Origin of the sequence: Novosphingobium sp., from assembly GCF_041905565.1 — a bacterium.
In the GTDB taxonomy this organism is placed as follows: domain Bacteria; phylum Pseudomonadota; class Alphaproteobacteria; order Sphingomonadales; family Sphingomonadaceae; genus Novosphingobium.
In genome coordinates, this window is sequence record NZ_JAYRKX010000018.1 from 18,334 (window position 1) to 34,770 (window position 16,437).

Here is a 16,437-nt window from a genome sequence, read left to right on the forward strand (position 1 = left end):
TTCGCATCGGTGAAACAATGGCTGGACGAAAGTTACCCAGGGTACCGGGGGCAACTTTCGCCAGCATTGACCATACGCGGGGGCGCTACTTCGCCCCGGCCTTCACCGCGAATTCCCACGCCCGGTCAACCAGCGGCTGGACCCGGTCCGACATCGCCTTGGCATGGGCGCTGCTGGCGGTGCCGTCGATTACCCGCTTCTTGATCCCCTGCATGATGCCCGCCAGACGGAAGAAGTTGTAGGCGAAGTACCAGTTCATGTCCGGCACAGAGCTGCGCCCGGTCTGCTGGCAATAACGCTCGACCACTTCGTCGAGCTCGGGAATGCCCAGCGCCTTGCGGTCAAGGTCCTGCACCCCGCTGCGCCCGCCGTTGTCGGTGACCCAGGCCATGGCGACATAGGAAAAGTCGCCCAGCGGATCGCCCAGGGTGGACAGTTCCCAGTCCAGCACGGCCAGCACGCGCGGCTCGTCCTTGGCCCAGATCATGTTGTCGATGCGGTAATCGCCGTGGACCACGCCGGTGCTGGTCTGTTCCGGCAGGGTGGCCGGCAGCCATTCGATCAGCTTTTCCATCTCCGGCATCAGCTCGGTCTCGGACAGGCGGTACTGCTTGGTCCAGCGATCGACCTGGCGGCCGAAGTAATTGCCCGGCTTGCCGAAGTCCGACAGGCCGACCGCTTCGACATCCACCTTGTGCAGCGCGGCCAGGGTGTCGATCATCGCCATGTAGGTCGCGCGGCGGTATTCCGGCGTCGCATCGGGCATGGCGCCGTTCCAGATGGTCCGGCCATCGACCATGCCCATCACATAGAACCACGAACCGACCACGCTGTCATCGGTGCACAGGCCGTATTGCGGGGCCACCGTCCACCCGGCCTTGGCGAGGGCCGCCTGGACCTTGTATTCGCGGTCCACCGCGTGGGCGCTGGGCAGCAGCGGCCCGAACGGCTTGCGCCGCAGCACGTAATTGCCGCTCGGCGCCTCGATCTTGTAGGTCGGGTTCGATTGCCCGCCCTTGAACTTGGTCAGCTTGAGCGGGCCCTGGAAGCCGGCGACATTGGCTTCCATCCATTCGGTCAGCTTTACCGTGTCGAGCCGGTCGGCGCCTTCCGGCTCGACCGTGCCGACAAAGGCTTCTTCGGCGTTGAGTGCGTCAGTCATGCGGCCCTCACTGATCGAACACGATGACCGAGCGCGCCGAGGCGCCCGACTTCATCTTTTCGAAGCCTTCGTTGATCTGCGACAGCGGAATCCGCTCGGCAATGATCGTGTCGAGATCGAGCAGCCCGCGCATGTAGAAATCAACCAGGCGCGGCATGTCGACCGGGAAGTGGTTCATCCCCATGATCGCGCCCTGCAGCTTCTTGCCCGAAAGCAGGTCCATGGCGGACAGGCCGACCGAGTGGTTCAGCGGCATCATCCCCAGGATGGTCGCGGTGCCGCCGCGGCGCAGCGACTTGACCGCCAGTTCGCCGGAGGCGGGACGGCCCACGGCTTCGACCGCGTGGTCGACCCCGCCCTTGGTCAGCTCGACGATCTGCGCGGCGGCATCAGCATCCATGGCATCAACCGTGTGGGTCGCGCCCAGCTTCATCGCCAATTCGCGCTTCTCCGCAATCGGATCGGCGGCGATGATCTTGCCTGCGCCGGCAATCTTGGCGGCGTTGATCGCGGCCAGGCCGACCCCGCCGCAGCCGACCACGGCCACGGTTTCACCCGGCGTGACCTTGCAGGCGTTGAAGATCGTGCCCGCGCCAGTGGTCACCGCGCAGCCGATAATCGAGGCGCGATCCAGCGGCATTTCCGGATCGATCCGGGTGCAGGCGTGTTCGTGGATCAGCATCATTTCGGCAAAGGCCGAAAGGTTCAGCATCTGGTTGACCGCGCTGCCGTCCGCGCGGCTGAGGCGGGATTCGCTGCCCGGCGCGCGGCGCGTATCGCCGCCCAGGCACAGCGCCATGCGGCCGGTGACGCAGAATTCGCAGTGGCCGCAGAAGGCCGACAGGCAGGTCACCACCGCATCGCCGACCTTCACCGTGCGCACTTCGCTGCCCACCGCTTCGACGATGCCGGCGGCTTCGTGGCCGGGCACGGCGGGCAGCGCGTGGGGATAGGTGCCTTCGATGAAGTGCAGGTCGGAATGGCACAGGCCGCAGGCGGCGGTGCGGATCAGCACTTCGTGCGGACCCGGCTTGCTGATCTGCAGCTCCTCGATCTCGAGCGGCTTGTGGGGTTCGATCAGGACTGCGGCCTTCATGTCATTCTCTCCATTGCATTCATTGTCCCGGCCGGGCCGGGCAGTGCGGCCCCGGGGTGTCCCGGGGCCGTGTGCGGCTTAGCGCGTGACGCCCAGATCGCCCGAGCTGAAGCCGCGGTCGCCCTGCGGGGCATACTTGCCAAGCTCCAGCCGCGCGATCGAGCGGGCATGGACTTCGTCCGGACCGTCGGCGATGCGCAGGGTGCGCTGGCCGGCGTACATCTTGGCCAGGCCGAAGTCTTCCGACACGCCGCCGCCGCCATGGGCCTGGATGGCATCGTCGATGATTTTCAGCGCCATGTTCGGCGCCTTGACCTTGATCATCGCGATTTCGGCCTGGGCGGCCTTGTTGCCAACCTTGTCCATCATGTCCGCCGCCTTGAGGCAGAGCAGGCGCGAACATTCGATCTCGATCCGGGCTTCGGCGATGCGCTGTTCCCAGATCGAGTGCGTGCTGATCGGCTTGCCGAAGGCGACGCGGCTCGACAGGCGGCGGACCATCCGTTCCAGCGCTTCCTCGGCCACGCCGATGGTGCGCATGCAGTGGTGGATGCGGCCCGGCCCGAGGCGGCCTTGCGCGATCTCGAACCCGCGCCCTTCGCCCAGCAGCATGTTGCTGGCCGGAATGCGGACGTTGTTGAGCTTCACTTCCATGTGACCGTGCGGGGCATCGTCATAGCCGAACACCGGCAGGTGGCGGACAATTTCGACGCCGGGGCTGTCGAGTTCCATCAGCACCATCGACTGCTGGGCGTGCTTCTTCGCCTCGAAGTCGGTCTTGCCCATGACGATCGCGATCTTGCAGCGCGGATCGCCCGCGCCCGACGACCACCACTTGGTGCCGTTGAGCACGTATTCATCGCCTTCGCGGCGGATCGAGCATTCGATGTTGGTCGCGTCCGAGCTGGCGACCTGCGGTTCGGTCATCAGGAAGGCCGAACGGATTTCGCCGTTCATCAGCGGCTTCAGCCAGCGGTCCTTCTGTTCGCGCGTGCCGTAGCGGTGCAGCACTTCCATGTTGCCGGTGTCGGGCGCGGAGCAGTTGAACACTTCGGAAGCAAAGCCGACGCGGCCCATTTCCTCGGCGCAAAGCGCGTATTCAAGGTTGGTCAGCCCCGGGCCTTCGAATTCGAAGGTGTCGTCCACGTGCGAGCGGCCCGACTGCGGGGGCATGAACAGGTTCCAGATGCCCTGCGCCTTGGCGCGGGCCTTTTCCTCTTCCACCACCTGCAGGACCTTCCAGCGTTCGCCCCGGGCGTCTTCCTTCTTGTAGTCGCCTACGCGGGGACGGACGTGGTTTTCGATGAACTGGCGCACGCGGTCGCGCCAATAGCTTTGCCGTTCGGTCAGGTCGAAATCCATGGGTCAGTCCTCCTTATGCTGTCGAGTCTCGGGCACATCAGTGCCACGCGGCGCAATCCGCGCCAAGGGTGTTTAAGCGATCGGTTAAGGGTGTAGTCCCTCGCTGTCGGGGTTGATCCGCGCGGCGGACAGCGCGGCCAGCCGCGCCTCGTGATCGGCGCGGGTGATCGGGAAGCGCCGCAGCACCGCCGCCATCGCGAAAGCGAACAGGATCACCGCCGCGCAGTAAGCGAGGCTCAGGCGGTTGATTACGTCCGGGGTGACGTCCGCCGGCTTCACCTTGTCCGACAGCCCGGCAAAGGCGAGCAGGAAGCTGGTGACGAAAATGCCAAGGCCGGTGGAGCATTTCTGCATGAAGAAATTGCCCGAAAAGAACACGCCCTCGTTGCGCCGCCCGGTCTGCTCCTCGCTCGCCTCGACCACGTCGGCCATCATCGAACTGGCGGAAACCATCGCCGAGACCGAGAACACGTTGCACACGAAGAACGCGGCGTAGAGCGGCAGGGTCGAAGCCCAGGTGCCGCGCTGCGGCCACAGCCCGGCGCTGTTCAGCAGGAACGGGGCAACCCAGAACACCATGCCGAGCAGCGCCGTCACCACCGCCGTGTCACGCTTGCCCCAGCGCGCGTGCCATTTCGGCAGGACCACGAAGCAGGTTACCACGCTGGCCAGCAGCACTCCGGTATAGATCTGGAACTGCAGCGGGTTGAACAGCCAGACATAGGCATAGAGGTAGTTGGCGATCGAAAAGGTGATCCCCTGGCTGGTATAGGCCAGCGCCCCGCCCAGCAGCAGCACCAGGAAGGCGCGGTGGGAAAAGCATTCGATCAGCTCGGCAAAGGCCTGGCGCAGGCTGAACGGCGTGGCGGGCGGGGGCGGGCGCACTGCCGCCCAGCGCCGCTGCCCGAGCGCTGAAAACAGCACCGATCCGGTGATCAGGGCCGCGCCGAACAGCCCGTAGGCGCGGTATCCTTCCGCCGCCAGCGGTCCGTCCTTGAGGAACAGGCCATAGGCAAGGAACGAGATCAGCATGCTCGCGCTCCACGAAAACAGGAAGCGGTAGCGCAGCAGGGTGGTGCGCTGGTCATAGTCGCGGGTCAGTTCGGGGACCAGCGCGATCGAGGGCACTTCGCAGCACGAAACCAGCAGCCGCACCGCCACGGCGATGCCGACCAGTTCCCAGAACCCCGGCGCGCTTTCCAGCGACCACAATTGCGCCCAGACCAGCCCGAGCGGGATCGGGGCGAGGATCAGCCACGGCAGGCGGCGGCCCCAGTTGGTCACCGTGCGGTCCGACAGGTAGCCGATCAGCGGATCGGCCACCCCGTCGATCAGCAGCGCGATCAGCAACGCCAGGCCGACCAGCGGCGGGTCCATCCCCAGCACCTGGTTGCAGTACAGCAGCAGGAAGGTGGAAAACCCGTTTTCCTTGATGCCATAGGCCGCCGCGCCCAGCCCGTGGGTCAGCGCCAGGCGGCGCGGCAACGGGCCATGAACAGCGGGGGCGGCGGCTGCGCTCACTGCGCGGCGGCCGCCGCTCCATCGGCCATGGCCTGAAGTGCGTCGAACAGGCCGGGCGCTTCGGGATCCCAGCTGTGGCGCGGCCCCACCGTGATCCCGCCGTCGACGATCAGCGAAGTGCCGGTGACGAAGCCCGCCGCGTCACTGGCCAGGAAGGCCACCGCATTGGCGATGTCATCAGGCATGCCCGGGCGGCCGACCGGCTGGGCCTGGCTCGACATCTGGAGGATCACCTGCTTGGCCTGGGTGACCAGCTGCTCCGGCATGTCCATGCTGGCGGTGAAGATGTTGGTGTTGATGAAGCCCGGCTGCACCGCGTTCACGCGGATGCCGTATTGCGCCAGGTCCGTCGCGGCGCACTTGGTCAGGTGCAGCACGCCGGCCTTGGCCACGGCATAGGCCGTGGGGCTATAGCCCGGCCCGACCGCCGCAACGCTGGAGGTGTTGACGATCGCCGCGCCCTTGCGCTGCTTCATGTGCGGCGCGGCATAGCGGATGCCCATGGCGACCGAACGCATCAGCAGGTTGAACGTGAAGTCCCAGCCCTCGGGCTCGATCTCGTCGATCGGGGCGCGGTCACCGCCGGCGCCGGCATTGTTGAACACCACGTCGATCCCGCCGCACTGGGCAGCGGCCTGGTCCATCAGCGCCTTGATCTGGGCCGGATCGCACACGTCGCAGGCCACCGGCACGATGTTCTCGCCCTCTGCCGCAACGGCCTTGGCGCCTTCCAGGTTGAGGTCGGCGGCGAACACCGTGGCCCCTTCGCGCGCGAACAGCAGGGTTGCCGCCCGGCCGATACCTGATGCTGCCCCGGTGATGACAACGCACTTGCCCGAGAATCGCATGACCATTCCTCTCCGTTTTGATTTGCCACCAGCCTAGCCTTGAAAGTGGTTCGGTCAACGCCTCTGCGCTTGACGCTACGGCAAGCGTGGCAGGCTGAAATGGCGCGAATTCGGCGCTTGCACCGGGGCGCGGAGTCACTTTAACCTGTCGGTTAAGAGAGGAGTCCCGACCATGTCAGACCTTGACGCCTTCCGCGCGGAAATCCGCGCCTGGCTCGAAGAAAACTGCCCGCCTGAAATGCGCGAACCCGCCCGCGACGAGGACGACGTCTGCTGGGGCGGCCGCAATTTCAAGTTCAAGAACGAGGCGCAGAAGCTGTGGCTCGAACGCTGCGTCGCCAAGGGCTACACCGTGCCCGACTGGCCCAAGGCCTATGGCGGCGCGGGGATGACCCCGGCCGAAGCCAAGATCTGGCGCGAGGAAATGAACCGCATCAACGCGCGCCCGCCGCTATCCAGCTTCGGCATCTGGATGCTTGGCCCCGCGCTGCTCAAGTTCGGGACCGAGGAACAGAAGGTCCACTACCTGGGCCAGGTCGCGCGCGGCGAAATCCGCTGGTGCCAGGGCTATTCGGAACCCGGCTCGGGTTCGGACCTGGTCAGCTTGCAGACCTACGGCGAGGACAAGGGCGATCACTGGGTCGTCAACGGCCAGAAGATCTGGACCAGCTACGCCAACAAGGCCGACTGGATCTTCTGCCTGGTCCGCACCGACAAGGGCAACAAGTACCAGGGCATCAGCTTCCTGCTGTTCGACATGACCAGCCCTGGCGTGTCGACCAAGCCGATCCTGCTGATTTCCGGCAGCTCGCCGTTCTGCGAAACCTTCTTCGACAACGTCAAGGTGCCCAAGCACCAGATCGTCGGCGAACTGAACCGCGGCTGGGACGTGGCCAAGTATCTGCTGGGGCATGAGCGCGAAATGATTTCGGGCGCGGGCGGCAACGACCGGCTCAACACCATCGGTGCGGTGCTGAACCGGGCTGGCCTCGAAGATCCGGTGCTGCGCGCCGAGATCGCCCAGTTCGATGTCGATGCCCTGGCGTTCAGCGCGATGGGCGAAAAGTTCCTCGACGAGATCAAGGTCGGCAAGGCGCACCCCGCCCAGCCGAACATGATGAAGTACGCCGGGACCGAGCTGAACAAGCGGCGCTACGAGCTGCTGATGGCCGGCGGCGGCAGCGCCAGCCTGGAATGGGAAAGCGAAGCCAGCGATGGCGGCGCCCGCGCCCGCTCGTGGCTGCGTACCAAGGCCAACTCGATCGAGGGCGGCACCAGCGAGGTGATGCTCAACGTCATTTCCAAACGCATTCTCGACCTGCCGGGAGCCTGATCGATGCCGCTCTATCACACCGAAGACCAGGCGATGCTCGCCGATACCGCGCGCCAGTTCATGGCCGACGAAGGCAACATCGCCAAGCAGCTGCGCCACTGGCGCGACATCAATTGCCAGGACGGGTTCGGCCACGGCCTGTGGAAGCAGTTCGCCGAACTCGGCTTCACCGGGATCCTCGTCAGCGAAGCCGATGGCGGCCTGGGCATGGGCCATGTCGAAGCGGGGATCGTGCTCGAAGAAATCGGCCGCAACCTCACCCCTTCGCCGTTCCTGACCAGCTCGGTCATGGCCGCGACCGCGCTGGGCGCGGCCAGCGCCGACCTCAAGGGCCGCTGGCTGCCAGGGCTGCTTTCGGGCGACAGCGTGTTTGCCGTGGCGGTGGACGAAGGGGCCAAGCATCGCCCCGAACGGATCAAGACGCGCGCCGAACGCGCCGGTAACGGCTTCAAGCTGAACGGCAGCAAGGCCTTCGTGGTCCACGGCGGCAGCGCCGACATGCTGGTGGTCGCCGCGCGCACGGCAGGTGGCGACGACGACGACGCCGGGATCACCTTGTTCGCGGTGCCCAAGGATGCGGCAGGCCTCAGCCAGGACAAGGTCCGGCTGGTCGACAGTTCGATGGCGACCCATGTCAAGCTCGACAACGTCATGCTCGATGCCGACGCCGTGATCGGCGAGGTTGATGGCGGGCGCGAAGTGCTGAACCGCATGCTGCAGGCCGGCCGCGTCGGCGCGGCGGCGGAAAGCGTTGGCGTGGCCGTCGGCGCCTTCGACATGACCGCCACCTACCTCAAGCAGCGCAAGCAGTTTGGGCGTCTGATCGGGGAATTCCAGGCGCTGCAGCACCGCGCCGCGCACCTCTATTCCGAAGTCGAAATCGCCCGCGCCGCGACGATCAAGGCGCAGCAGCTGCTCGACGCGGGTAGCGACAAGGCCGACCTGATGGTCTCGGTCGCCAAGGCCAAGGCCGGCAAGACGGCCAGCCTGGCGGTCAAGGAAGGCGTGCAGATGCACGGCGGGATCGGCATGACCGACGAATACGATATCGGCCTCTACATGAAGCGCGACCGGGCCCTGTCGGAATTCATGGGCGACCAGTACTACCACGCCGACCGCGTGGCGCGGCTGTCGGGCTACTGACGGGCAGCGGGTGAACAACAAGCGGGCCCCCGGATCAGATCCGGGGTGACGAAGAAGGGACCGGGAGATGGATTTTTCGAAGCTGTTCAGCCTTGAAGGCAAGATCGCGCTGATCACCGGCGGTAGCCGCGGGATCGGCAAGATGCTGCTCGAAGGCTACCTCGCCGCCGGATGCGAGAAGGTCTACATCACCGCCCGCAAGCGCGAGCAGTTGGCCGAGACCGAAGCCGAGTTCAATGCCAAGTATCCCGGCAAGGTGATCGGCCTGCCCGGTGACCTGACGCAGATGGACGAGATCAAGCGCCTGGCCGAAGAACTCGCCAGCCGCGAAAGTCGGCTCGACATCCTGGTCAACAACGCCGGGGCGGCCTGGGGTGCGGATTTTGACCAGTTTCCCGAAGCGGGCTGGGACAAGGTGATGGACCTCAACGTCAAGAGCCTGTTCTTCCTGACCCAGAAGCTGCACGGCCTGCTGAACGCGGCGGCCAGCTTTGACCGTCCGGCCAAGGTGATCAACATCGCCTCGATCGACGGGCTGCGTCCGAACCCTTGGGAAACCTACAGCTACCAGGCGTCGAAGGCGGCGGTGATCCACCTGACCAAGCGCATGGCCGCGCGGCTGATCAAGGACAACATCGTTGTCACCTGCATTGCGCCGGGCGCCTATCCCAGCGAGATGAACAAGGCGGCGGCGAAGAACCCCGAAGCTTCCGCGCGCGGCATTCCCTATGCCCGCGTCGGCGTGGCCGAGGATATCGCGGGCGGCGCAATCTACCTTGCCAGCCGCGCCGGGGACTATGTGGTCGGGACCACGATCCCGATCGACGGCGGGATCGTCAACGGCTGGGTGCCGACCGACGCGGTCGATCCTTCGGGGCACTAGGCCGGGCATTCGCTGCGCTGCCGCGGCGTGCCGGGCTTGTCCGGCGCGCCGGGGTCGGGCATGCGGCGTCTATCGATTGGGCGAAGGCGCAGCATGACCGACACTCCTGATGCCCGGATGACGCAATGATCGGCGCATTCGTCTGCGGTGGCCTGGGCAACCAGATGTTCCAGTATGCCGCTGCGCGGGCACTGGCCTTGCGGCGGGGCACCGGCCTGAAGCTTGATCTGGCCGCCTTTGGCAAGCCGGGGGCGTTCGAGGTTGACCGGCCCTACGAGCTGGACAAGCTGGCCATCGCGGTCGAACCGGCCCGCCGGACCGACGCGCTCTCGTTCCTGCTGGCCCGGCGCGAGCAAGCCGCGCTGCGCAGGTTCAGCGGCTGGGCCACCGTGCGCGAGCAGGCGGTGGGGTTCGATCCCGCCGTGAAGCAATGCGGCGATGGCACCTATCTGTTCGGCTACTGGCAGAGCTGGCGCTATTTCGATGATTGCGCGGCCCAGCTGCGCGCCGAACTGCAACCGCGCGTACCGCTATCGGACCAGAGCGGCCGCCTGCGTGATGCGATGCAGTCGGCCAATTCGCTGGCGCTGCACGTTCGCCGGGGCGATTATGTGACTTCGGCCGAAACCGCCTCGTTTCATGGCGCGCTATCGACCGATTTCTATGCCGCAGCCGTGCAATTCATCCGCGAACGTGCGCCCGGCCTGCATTGCTACGTGTTTTCCGATGACCTTGATTGGTGCCGTGAGGCGCTGCAGCACCTGGGCCTGCCGCTGACCTTTGTCGATGTGAACAGAGGGGCGGATTCGTGGCAGGACCTCTACCTGATGGCCGCCTGCCGCCACAGCATCATCGCCAACAGTTCGTTCAGCTGGTGGGCGGCCTGGCTGGGCGACGGGCAGCAGCACGCCGAGCGCATGGTGGTAGCGCCGCAGCGCTGGTTCGCCGGGGCCGATACCGTAGTGGCGGATCGCTGCCCGCCCGGCTGGACGGTGCTGTGAGCCGTCCGCGCGCTCAGCCCCAATAACGCTCCTTGATCAGCCGCTTGTAAAGCTTGCCGTTGTCGAGCCGGGGCAGCGCCGGATCGAAATCGACCGAGCGCGGACACTTGATGTGGCTGAGGTGGGCCTTGCAGAATTCGATCAGTTCGGCGGCGAACGCGTCCGTCGCGTCAGCCGGGTCAAGCGGCTGGACCACCGCCTTCACTTCCTCGCCGAAGTCGGGATTGGGCACGCCGATCACCGCCGCATCGGCCACGCGCGGGTGGGTGATCAGCAGGTTTTCGACCTCCTGCGGGTAGATGTTCACCCCGCCCGAAATGATCATGTAGCTCTTGCGGTCGGTCAGGAACAGGTAGCCGTCCGCGTCGACATAGCCGACATCGCCCAGCGTCGACCAGGCGGGGTGCAGCGGGTTGCGGCTGTCGCGGGTCTTGTCGTCATCGCCCAGGTACTGGAAGTCCCAGCCGCCTTCGAAATAGACCCCGCCCTGCTCGCCGGGGGGCAGTTCGTGGCCCTGATCGTCGCAGATGTGCAGCGTGCCCCAGGTTGCCTTGCCGACCGAGCCGGGCTTGTTCAGCCATTCTTCCGACGTGATCCCGGTCGACCCGTTGCCCTCGCTGCCGCCGTAGTATTCGTAGATGATCGGGCCCAGCCATTCGATCATCGCGTGCTTGATCGGCACCGGGCAGGGCGCGGCGGCGTGGATCACCTGGCGCAGGCTGGACAGGTCATACCGCGCCCGCACGTCCTCCGGCAGCTTGAGCAGGCGGACAAACATGGTCGGCACCATTTGCGTCAGGCTGACCCGGTAGCGCTCGATCGCCGCCAGCGCGGCCTCGGGCTCGAATTTCGGCATGACCACCACGCTGGCCCCCAGGCGGTGGCAGGCGGTGGTATAGGCGAGCGGCGCGGTGTGATAGAGCGGGGCGGGCGAAAGATAGGTGTCCGCCGGGCCAATCGCATAGCGTCCCTCCAGCATTGCGGCGAGCTGGTGCAGCGCGGTCACCTCGCCTTCGGGCAGGGGCAGGCGCACGCCCTTGGGCCGGCCGGTGGTGCCGCTCGAATAGACCATGTGGAAGCCGGGGCTTTCATCCGCAATCGGCCCTGCAGGTTGGGCGGCGAGCGCTCTGGCCCATTCCTCCAGCGTCAGCACGGTCACGCCCGGGCGGCGGGGCAGTTCGGCCAGCCCTTCGATCTCGGGCGAGACGACCAGCAGCTTCGCGCCGGAATTCTCGACGATGTAGTCCGCCTCGCCCCCGGTCAGCGCGGTGGCGATGGGGGTGATGTAGCAGCCGCTGCGCTGCCCGGCCCAATAGACTTCGAACACCTGCGGGCAGTTGTGCAGCCAGTAGGCGACGGTATCCCCGCGCCTGATCCCCAGCGAGCGGATCAGCTGCGCGCCCCGATTGGCCTGGCTTTCCAGCTGGCCATAGGTCAGCCCGGGCGAGCCATCGGTCATGATCACCGCCGGCCGGTCGGGCGCGGCGGCGGCGTGCAGGCGCGGGTGGGTCATCAGTGCCCCCTGATCACCGCAGCGTGTATTTCTTGGCCTTGTCCGCCATCAGCGCGGCGCGGTCCACTTGCGGCACGCCGACCGGATTGCCGATCTGCGGGTATTTCAGGCCATTGGCCAGCGCGACCGAGCGCGGCATGTCGAGGCTGGTCCAGATCGCCTTGATGCTGCCCTGGATCGCCGCCGGGGGTTTGGCCGCGATCTGCAAGGCCAATTCGTGCGCGCGGGCCCAGAGGTTGTCGAGCGGGACGACTTCGCTGACCAGGCCGATCGACTTGGCGTATTCGGCGCTCATCCGCTCGTCATTGCCCAGCAGCACCATGCGCAGCACGTCCTGCAGCGGCATCTTGTAGGTCATGCCGATCGGCTCCAGCGCGCTGGTCATGCCATAGGTGACGTGCGGGTCGAAGAAGGTCGCGTCTTCCGAGGCGATGATGATGTCCGCCTCGTTCAGCCAGTAGAACGCGCCGCCCGCAGCCATGCCGTGAACCGCCGCGATCATCGGCTTCCAGCATTTCTGCGATTTCGGCCCCAGCTCGTCGCCCGGATCGTAGCAGTGCCACACGTTGTCGAGGTCCACTGCCGGACGGTCCCCGCCGACCGCGCCCTTCACGTCCACCCCGGTGCAGAATGCCCGGCCCGGCGCGGCGCGCAGCACGGACACGTGGATGTTGTCGTTCCACGACACTTCGTGCCAGACGGCCTTGAACTCCTCCATCATCGTGCGGTTGAAGCTGTTCATCGCTTCGGGCCGGTTGATCGTGATGGTGGCGACATGGTCGGCCACTTCGTAGAGGATGGTTTCGTAGCTCACGTCTTGACTCTCCCGCCTGTGGCGTGTGAATGCTGTTTCACCTAGTTATATAACTGAGAGGACCCTTGGCAAGCGCTATCCCCTCTGACCTGCGCCAACAGGTAGAACAGCAGACCGGCTGTGTCATCGCCGCCGAACAGGCACGCGGGGGCGGCGGTGCATCGCGCCAGGGCGCGGAAGTGACGCTGCGCGCGGCTGACGGCGCCGAGCGGCACTGCTACCTCGCCTGGGATGGCCGCGCCGGCGATCCTTCGCGGCTGCCCTATTTCCAGCGCGAGACGGCGATCCTTGGCGCGTTGAGTGGAACGTGCCGCGATGCCGGGGTGCGCATCGCCCCGCTGGTCGCGTCGTTCCCCTCGCACCTCGCGCTGCTGAGCGAGTTCGTGTCGGGCAACGACCGATTCCCCCAGGCCGAGGACAAGGCCGCGCTGGCCAGCGACTTCATGGGGCAGCTGGCCGCGCTGCACCGGATCGACGCCAGCCTGCCGGAACTGGCCCCGCTGGGCGATGCGGCCGAGCCGCCGGCCCGCCGCATCCGCGCCAACGTGGCGCAGTGGCGGCGCGACAATCTGGCCGCCGGGGCTGACCCGGTGCTGCAACTGGCGCTGGCCTGGCTGGCCGACAACGTGCCCGAAGATCGCGGCCCGGCCGTGGTGCTGCACGGCGATGCCGGGCCGGGCAACTTCCTTTACCAGGGCAACGAGGTTGCCGCCCTGGTCGATTGGGAGCTGACCCACCTGGGCGATCCGATGGAGGATCTGGCCCAGATCTGGGTGCGCAGCCTGATCCAGCCCTTCGTGCCGATGCACGAGGCGTTCGCCGCCTATGAAGCGGCCAGCGGCACGGCAGTGGACCTGGCGCGGGTGAAGTATCACCGGCTCTATTTCCAACTGAGCTTCTCGGTCCCCAGCACCGCCATCGCCGCCGCGCCGGGGGCGCAGCTGGGGGCGAGCGGCACGGCGCTGATGTTCGGCACCATGCACAAGCGGGTGATGGTCCGCTCGGTCGCGGAGCTGGCCGGGATCGCGGTCAGCGATCCGGAGCTGCCCGATTGCCCGCCGGACTGGACCGACCGCACATTTGCCACGGCGCTGGCCGACCTGAAGGACGATATCGTCCCCCACGCGGGCAACCAGCGCGCTGCCGCCAAGGCCAAGGAACTCGCCCGGCTGGTCAAGTTCTGGCGCCGCCGCGCCAGCCATGGCGCCGCGTTCGACGCGGCTGAACTGGCCGAAATCCGCGCGCTGATGCCATCAGCCCCGGACAGCCTGGCTGGCGCCCGCGCCGCGCTGGCCGAAGCGATTGCCGCCGATGCGGTGCCCTTCGCCGCCGCCGTGCAACTGTGCCACAACCGCGTGACGCGTGAGACCTTCATCATGGCCGAAGCCATGGGGGCGCTTGCCACGACCTGGTACGAGGACATCGACTGAGATGGATTTCGATCTTTCCGACGAACAGAAAATGCTGGCCGAACAGGCGCGCGGCCTGCTGGCCGAGCGCACCCCCTATGACCACTTGCGCCGCCTGATCGATGGCCAGGCCGAATGGGACGAGCCGCTGTGGCGGGAACTGGGTGAAATGGGCTTCCTGGGCGCCAATATCCCCGAACGCTTCGGCGGGCTGGGGCTGGGCGAGCTGGACCTGGGGGTGATTGCCCAGGAACTGGGCCGGGTCAACGCGGCGGTGCCGTTCTCCTCGTCGATCGTGCTGGCCGCCGATGCGATTGCCCGCGCCGGGAGCGAGGCGCAGCAGGCTGCGTGGCTGCCGCGCCTGGCCAGCGGTGAAGTGGTGGCCTGCTTTGCCAGCGCCGAAGGGCCGGGGCCGCTGCTGGGGCAGGGGCTGTCGTTCGCCGATGGCAAGCTGACCGGATCGAAGCACCCGGTGGCCGATGCCGGGGTGGCGAGCGTTGCGGTGGTGCAGGTTGGCGGCTCGCTGGCGCTGGTCGCGCTGGACCAGCCCGGGGTGACGCGCACCCGGCTCGACAGTTTCGACCAGCTGCGCCCGCATTACCGGATCGACTTTGCCGGGGCTGAAGCGGAACTGCTGCCCGGGCGCGGGCTGATCCCCACCCTGCTGGACCGCGCCGCCGTGCAGGGCGCGTTCGAAGCGGTCGGCGCGGCAGAAGCGTGCCTGGCCATGGCGCTCGGCTATGTGAAGGACCGGCAGATGTTCGGCCGTTCGCTCAGCAGCTATCAGGCGATCAAGCACAAGCTGGCCGACATGGCCGTGGGGATCGAACTGGCCAAGTCCAACGCCTATTACGCCGGCTGGGCGGCGGGCCATGCGCCCGACGAATTGCCCGCCGCTGCCGCTGCCGCGCGGCTTTCGGCGATCAAGGCGCTGGAATTCGCCGCGCGCGAGAACCTGCAGGTCCACGGCGGGATCGGCTATACCTTCGAAGCGAACTGTCACTTCTATTACCGGCGCGAGCGCCTGCTCGCGGTCAACCTGGGGCCGCGCGGCTACTGGGCGGACCGCCTGCTCGATGCGCAGCCCGGCACCCAGGCAAAGGTGGCCTAAGATGGATTTCAACGACACTCCGCAAGAAGCCGCGTTCCGCGCCGAGGCGCGCGCCTGGCTGGCGGCCCATGCCCCGGCGCACGAAATGCCGCGCGGGCAGCGGCTCGACGATGCCGACGAGGCCGCGCGCGGCCGTGCCTGGATGCGCGAGCTCTATGACGGCGGCTGGGCCGGGCTGACCTTTCCCAAAGCGCTGGGCGGGCGCGGCCTGTCAGGCATCGAGGCGGTGATCTTCGCCGAGGAGGAAGGCCGCTATCACCTGCCCAAGGGGCCGTTCACCGCAATCGGCACGGGCATGGCCCTGCCGGTGATTGCCCGGCACGGCACCGACGAACAGCGCGCCCGCTTCATCGAGCCGACGCTGAAGGGCGACGTGACCTGGTGCCAGCTGTTTTCCGAACCCAGCGCCGGGTCGGACCTGGCGGCGCTGCGCACCAAGGCGGTGCGCGCCGACGATGGCAGCGGTGATTGGATCGTCAACGGGCAGAAGGTCTGGTCAAGCTGGGCCCACCTGACCGACTGGGGCATCCTGGTGGTGCGCACCGATCCGACGGTGCCCAAGCACAAGGGGCTGACCTTCTTCGTGGTCGACATGAAGACGCCGGGGATCGAAACCCGCCCGATCCGCCAGATTTCGGGGATGAGCGAATTCAACGAGACCTTCCTGACCGACGTGCGCATTCCCGATGCCAACCGCATCGGCGCCGAAGGCGAAGGTTGGGCCTGCTGCATGACCGTGCTGATGGGCGAACGGTTGGGTTCGGGCGCGCATCGCAGTGGGGTGGAACCGCTGATCGAGGCGGCGTCGCACACCCCCGATGGCCAGGGCGGCACCATGCTGGACGACCGCGCGGTGCGCCAGGCGCTGGCCGAAACACTGGCTGACGAGCGCGGGCAGAACCATTTTCAGGCGCGGCTGCGGACCATGGTGTCCAAGGGCGAAAACCCCGGCGCGATGGCCGGCATGATCAAGCTGGCCTATGCCGGCCGCCAGCAGAAGATCCTGGGGCAGGGCATGGAACTGCGCGGGCTGGATGCCATCGCCCCGCTGCCGGGCGACAGCTTCACTCCCGACCTGCAGTATGACTACATCTATTCGGTGGTGATGCGGATTGCCGGCGGTGCCGATGAAGTGCTGCGCAACCAGATTGCCGAACGCGTGCTGGGCATGCCTGGCGACGTGCGGATGGACAAGGACGTGCCCTTCGACCAGCTGAAATAGGCCAGTGTCGAGGGGCCGT

The 16,437-nt window shown here is 66.8% G+C and carries 14 protein-coding genes; 7 read left to right on the forward strand and 7 right to left on the reverse strand.

The features are described from left to right. Window positions 1–85: 85 nt before the first annotated feature. From ACE3N9_RS13710 to ACE3N9_RS13730, 5 genes are all read right to left on the reverse strand, one after another. The gene (locus ACE3N9_RS13710) at window positions 86–1,162 is read right to left on the reverse strand and encodes a phosphotransferase family protein (RefSeq protein ID WP_374284500.1); all 1,077 of its coding nucleotides are present in this window, start codon (window positions 1,160–1,162) and stop codon (window positions 86–88) included. Window positions 1,163–1,169: 7 nt separating this feature from the next. Then, on the reverse strand, window positions 1,170–2,258 hold the full coding sequence (locus ACE3N9_RS13715) for a Zn-dependent alcohol dehydrogenase (RefSeq protein ID WP_374284502.1): 1,089 nt from the start codon (window positions 2,256–2,258) through the stop codon (window positions 1,170–1,172). 78 nt (window positions 2,259–2,336) lie between these two features. Next, on the reverse strand, window positions 2,337–3,620 hold the full coding sequence (locus ACE3N9_RS13720) for an acyl-CoA dehydrogenase family protein (RefSeq protein ID WP_374284504.1): 1,284 nt from the start codon (window positions 3,618–3,620) through the stop codon (window positions 2,337–2,339). An 84-nt stretch (window positions 3,621–3,704) separates the two neighbouring features. Beyond that, window positions 3,705–5,141, reverse strand: a complete 1,437-nt coding sequence (locus ACE3N9_RS13725; protein WP_374284507.1) for an MFS transporter — start codon at window positions 5,139–5,141, stop codon at window positions 3,705–3,707. Next, window positions 5,138–5,989: an SDR family NAD(P)-dependent oxidoreductase gene (locus ACE3N9_RS13730; RefSeq protein ID WP_374284509.1), complete on the reverse strand. Its 852-nt coding sequence runs from the start codon at window positions 5,987–5,989 to the stop codon at window positions 5,138–5,140. The genes ACE3N9_RS13725 and ACE3N9_RS13730 overlap by 4 nt, the downstream gene beginning before the upstream one ends. A gap of 172 nt (window positions 5,990–6,161) precedes the next feature. On the opposite strand from ACE3N9_RS13730, the gene ACE3N9_RS13735 reads away from it, so the two are divergent. The 4 genes from ACE3N9_RS13735 (at window position 6,162) to ACE3N9_RS13750 (ending at window position 10,349) form a co-directional block, all read left to right on the forward strand. Continuing rightward, on the forward strand, window positions 6,162–7,322 hold the full coding sequence (locus ACE3N9_RS13735; protein ID WP_374284511.1) for an acyl-CoA dehydrogenase family protein: 1,161 nt from the start codon (window positions 6,162–6,164) through the stop codon (window positions 7,320–7,322). A gap of 3 nt (window positions 7,323–7,325) precedes the next feature. Further along, complete coding sequence (locus ACE3N9_RS13740; RefSeq protein WP_374284514.1) at window positions 7,326–8,465, forward strand: acyl-CoA dehydrogenase family protein; 1,140 nt, start codon at window positions 7,326–7,328, stop codon at window positions 8,463–8,465. Between the two features lie 67 nt (window positions 8,466–8,532). Then, window positions 8,533–9,348, forward strand: a complete 816-nt coding sequence (locus tag ACE3N9_RS13745) for an SDR family NAD(P)-dependent oxidoreductase (RefSeq protein ID WP_374284516.1) — start codon at window positions 8,533–8,535, stop codon at window positions 9,346–9,348. Window positions 9,349–9,473: 125 nt separating this feature from the next. Beyond that, window positions 9,474–10,349 (forward strand): alpha-1,2-fucosyltransferase, encoded by an 876-nt coding sequence (locus tag ACE3N9_RS13750; protein WP_374284519.1) that lies wholly within the window; start codon window positions 9,474–9,476, stop codon window positions 10,347–10,349. A 13-nt stretch (window positions 10,350–10,362) separates the two neighbouring features. Here ACE3N9_RS13750 and ACE3N9_RS13755 read toward each other — a convergent pair whose 3' ends face one another. Together ACE3N9_RS13755 and ACE3N9_RS13760 are read right to left on the reverse strand one after the other, a co-directional pair. Next, the gene (locus tag ACE3N9_RS13755) at window positions 10,363–11,862 is read right to left on the reverse strand and encodes an acyl-CoA synthetase (RefSeq protein WP_374284521.1); all 1,500 of its coding nucleotides are present in this window, start codon (window positions 11,860–11,862) and stop codon (window positions 10,363–10,365) included. A 13-nt stretch (window positions 11,863–11,875) separates the two neighbouring features. Then, window positions 11,876–12,676, reverse strand: a complete 801-nt coding sequence (locus ACE3N9_RS13760) for an enoyl-CoA hydratase/isomerase family protein (protein ID WP_374284523.1) — start codon at window positions 12,674–12,676, stop codon at window positions 11,876–11,878. Window positions 12,677–12,741: 65 nt separating this feature from the next. On the opposite strand from ACE3N9_RS13760, the gene ACE3N9_RS13765 reads away from it, so the two are divergent. Genes ACE3N9_RS13765 through ACE3N9_RS13775 form a run of 3 tightly spaced genes read left to right on the forward strand, consistent with a single transcriptional unit; the run spans window position 12,742 to window position 16,418 of the window. Next, on the forward strand, window positions 12,742–14,106 hold the full coding sequence (locus ACE3N9_RS13765) for a phosphotransferase family protein (RefSeq protein ID WP_374284525.1): 1,365 nt from the start codon (window positions 12,742–12,744) through the stop codon (window positions 14,104–14,106). Between the two features lies 1 nt (window position 14,107). Then, window positions 14,108–15,196, forward strand: coding sequence for an acyl-CoA dehydrogenase family protein (locus ACE3N9_RS13770; protein WP_374284526.1), 1,089 nt, complete (start codon window positions 14,108–14,110; stop codon window positions 15,194–15,196). Window position 15,197: 1 nt separating this feature from the next. After that, complete coding sequence (locus ACE3N9_RS13775) at window positions 15,198–16,418, forward strand: acyl-CoA dehydrogenase family protein (RefSeq protein WP_374284528.1); 1,221 nt, start codon at window positions 15,198–15,200, stop codon at window positions 16,416–16,418. The last annotated feature ends 19 nt before the right edge of the window (window positions 16,419–16,437 follow it).